The sequence below is a fragment of the Streptomyces flavofungini genome (genome assembly GCF_041028215.1).
In the GTDB taxonomy this organism is placed as follows: domain Bacteria; phylum Actinomycetota; class Actinomycetes; order Streptomycetales; family Streptomycetaceae; genus Streptomyces; species Streptomyces flavofungini_B.
Genome location: NZ_JASKYR010001065.1, coordinates 1 through 2,276, shown reverse-complemented (window position 1 = coordinate 2,276; position 2,276 = coordinate 1). Strand labels below are relative to the sequence as shown.

Genomic DNA, 2,276 nt, shown 5'->3' with positions numbered 1-2,276 from the left:
TTACTGGCTCGCGCACCCTGCCCCGACAGCCCCTTCCGCCTGCCCTCCGCCGCCGGACCGGCCGGTCCCTACTGCCGGATCGACCAGCCGCGCTCGCGCAGCGCCGCGCTGAGCCCGGGCGCCGCCTTCGGCTCGACCATGAGCTGCACCAGGCCCGCCTGCTGTCCGGTCGCGTGCTCGATGCGCACGTCCTCGATGTTCGCGCCCGCCCGGTCGGCGTCGGCGAAGATGCGGGCGAGCTGGCCGGGCTGGTCGTCGATGAGGACCGCGACGACCTCGTACGCGGCGGGGGCCGCCCCGTGCTTGCCCGGCACCCGGGTCTGGCCCGCGTTGCCGCGCCGGAGCATGGTCTCCACCCCGGCCGCGCCCTCGGTCCGCTTCGTCTCGTCGGCGGACTGGAGGGCGCGCAGCGCGGTGACGGTTCCCTCCAGGTCGGCGGCGACGTCGGCGAGCAGGTCGGCGACCGGCCCGGGGTTGGCGGACAGGATGTCGATCCACATCCGGGGGTCGGACGCGGCGATCCGGGTCACGTCGCGGATGCCCTGGCCGCAGAGGCGTACGGCCGACTCGTCGGCGTTCTCCAGGCGGGCGGCGACCATGCTGGAGACCAGGTGGGGCATGTGCGAGACGAGGGCGACCGCGCGGTCGTGGGCGTCGGCGTCCATGACCACGGGGACGGCGCGGCAGAGCGCGACGAGTTCGAGGGCGAGGTTGAGCACCTCGGTGTCGGTGTCGCGGGTCGGGGTGAGCACCCACGGCCGCCCCTCGAAGAGGTCGGCGGTGGCGGCGAGCGGGCCGCTGCGCTCGCGCCCGGACATGGGATGCGTGCCGATGTAAGGGGTGAGGTCGAGGCCGAGCGCCTCCAGCTCGCGGCGCGGGCCGCCCTTGACGCTGGCGACGTCGAGGTAGCCGCGGGCCGCTCCGCGCCGCATGACGTCGGCCAGGGTGGCGGCGACGTGCGCGGGCGGCACGGAGACGACGCAGAGGTCGACGGGGCCCTCGGGGGGCTCGTCGGTGCCCGCGCCGAGCGCGGCGGCGGTGCGGGCCTGCGCCGGGTCGTGGTCGGCGAGGTGGACGGTGACGCCGCGGGAGGCGAGGGCGAGGGCGGCGGAGGTGCCGATCAGGCCGGTGCCGATGACGAGGGCGGTTCTCACTGGGCGATGTCCTTGCGGAGTGCGGCCGCGGCGCCGAGGTAGACGTGCGCGATCTCGGAGCGGGGGCGGTCGGTCTCTATGTGGGCGAGGAGCCGGACGACGCGGGGCATGGCGCCCTCGATCTCCAGCTCCTGGGCGCAGATCAGGGGTACGTCGACGATGCCGATGGCGCGGGCCGCGGCGGCGGGGAAGTCGCAGTGCAGGTCGGGCGTGGCCGTGAACCAGATGCTGATCAGGTCCTCGTCGGTCAGGCCGTTGCGTCCGAGGACCTCGGTGAGCAGCGCGCCGACCCGCTCGCCCATGTGCCCGGCCTCGTCCTCGTCGAGCTGGACGGCGCCCCGGACCGCTCGTACCGCCACGTCACCGCTCCTTCTGCTCGCGTACGGAGTACAGGAGCCAAGGGTAGTCAGCGCCGCGTACGGGGGCGCGCGGCGCCCGGTCCGCGAGACGAGCGGGGGCCGCACGGCTCTGGACGCGGGGGCGTGGGTCCGCTTGCATGAAGGGTCGGCAGGTGCCGCGCCTCGGGGGAGGCCGCCATGAAGCGCTCGGGTCCGCTCCTCACCCTTCTCGGCGGGCTGCTGCTCGCCCTGTTCATGCTGTCGCTCAACGCGACGACGGAGACGGGCGGGGCGTCCTACGGAGGGGACGCCCCCGGCGCCACGGCGGGCACCCCCTCCCGGAGCGCGGGGAAGACGCCGGAGCCGTCCGGCACCTCCGCCTCCGCCTCTGGGAGCGCGAAGCCCGCCGACGCCGAGTACGCGGGCCGCACCGCCGACGACAGCGCCTCCGTGGCGATCACACTGGAGGACGGCAAGGCCATCGCGTACTACTGCGACGGCCGCGACAAGGAGTCGTGGCTGAAGGGCGACGTCGAGGACGACGGGTCCATGCGGCTGACCGGCAGGCGCGGCGCGAGGCTGACGGGCGACCTGGCCGGCGACCGGATCAGCGGCACGGTCGCCGTCGCGGGCGGTCACGACAGGTTCACCGCCGACAAGGCGACGAAGTCGTCCGGCCTGTACCGCGCCACGACCGTGGTGCGCGGCGCGAAGGTCGACGGCGGCTGGATCGTCCTGCCCGACGGCAGGCAGGTCGGCATCCTCAACCGCGGCGGCGAGCGGG

3 protein-coding genes are annotated in these 2,276 nt (G+C 75.1%); 1 reads left to right on the top strand and 2 read right to left on the bottom strand.

Annotated elements, in window-relative coordinates; all coding sequences use genetic code 11:
- Nucleotides 1-68: 68 nt before the first annotated feature.
- Nucleotides 69-1,154, bottom strand: a complete 1,086-nt coding sequence (locus tag AB8Z36_RS38405; protein ID WP_369217995.1) for a prephenate dehydrogenase — start codon at nucleotides 1,152-1,154, stop codon at nucleotides 69-71.
- The gene (gene aroH / locus AB8Z36_RS38400; RefSeq protein ID WP_369217994.1) at nucleotides 1,151-1,513 is read right to left on the bottom strand and encodes a chorismate mutase; all 363 of its coding nucleotides are present in this window, start codon (nucleotides 1,511-1,513) and stop codon (nucleotides 1,151-1,153) included. The genes AB8Z36_RS38405 and aroH overlap by 4 nt, the downstream gene beginning before the upstream one ends.
- A 177-nt stretch (nucleotides 1,514-1,690) precedes the next feature.
- Between aroH and AB8Z36_RS38395 the strand changes: the two genes are divergently transcribed.
- Nucleotides 1,691-2,276 (top strand): hypothetical protein (locus tag AB8Z36_RS38395; RefSeq protein ID WP_369217993.1); only part of this gene is annotated, 586 nt, incomplete at its 3' end.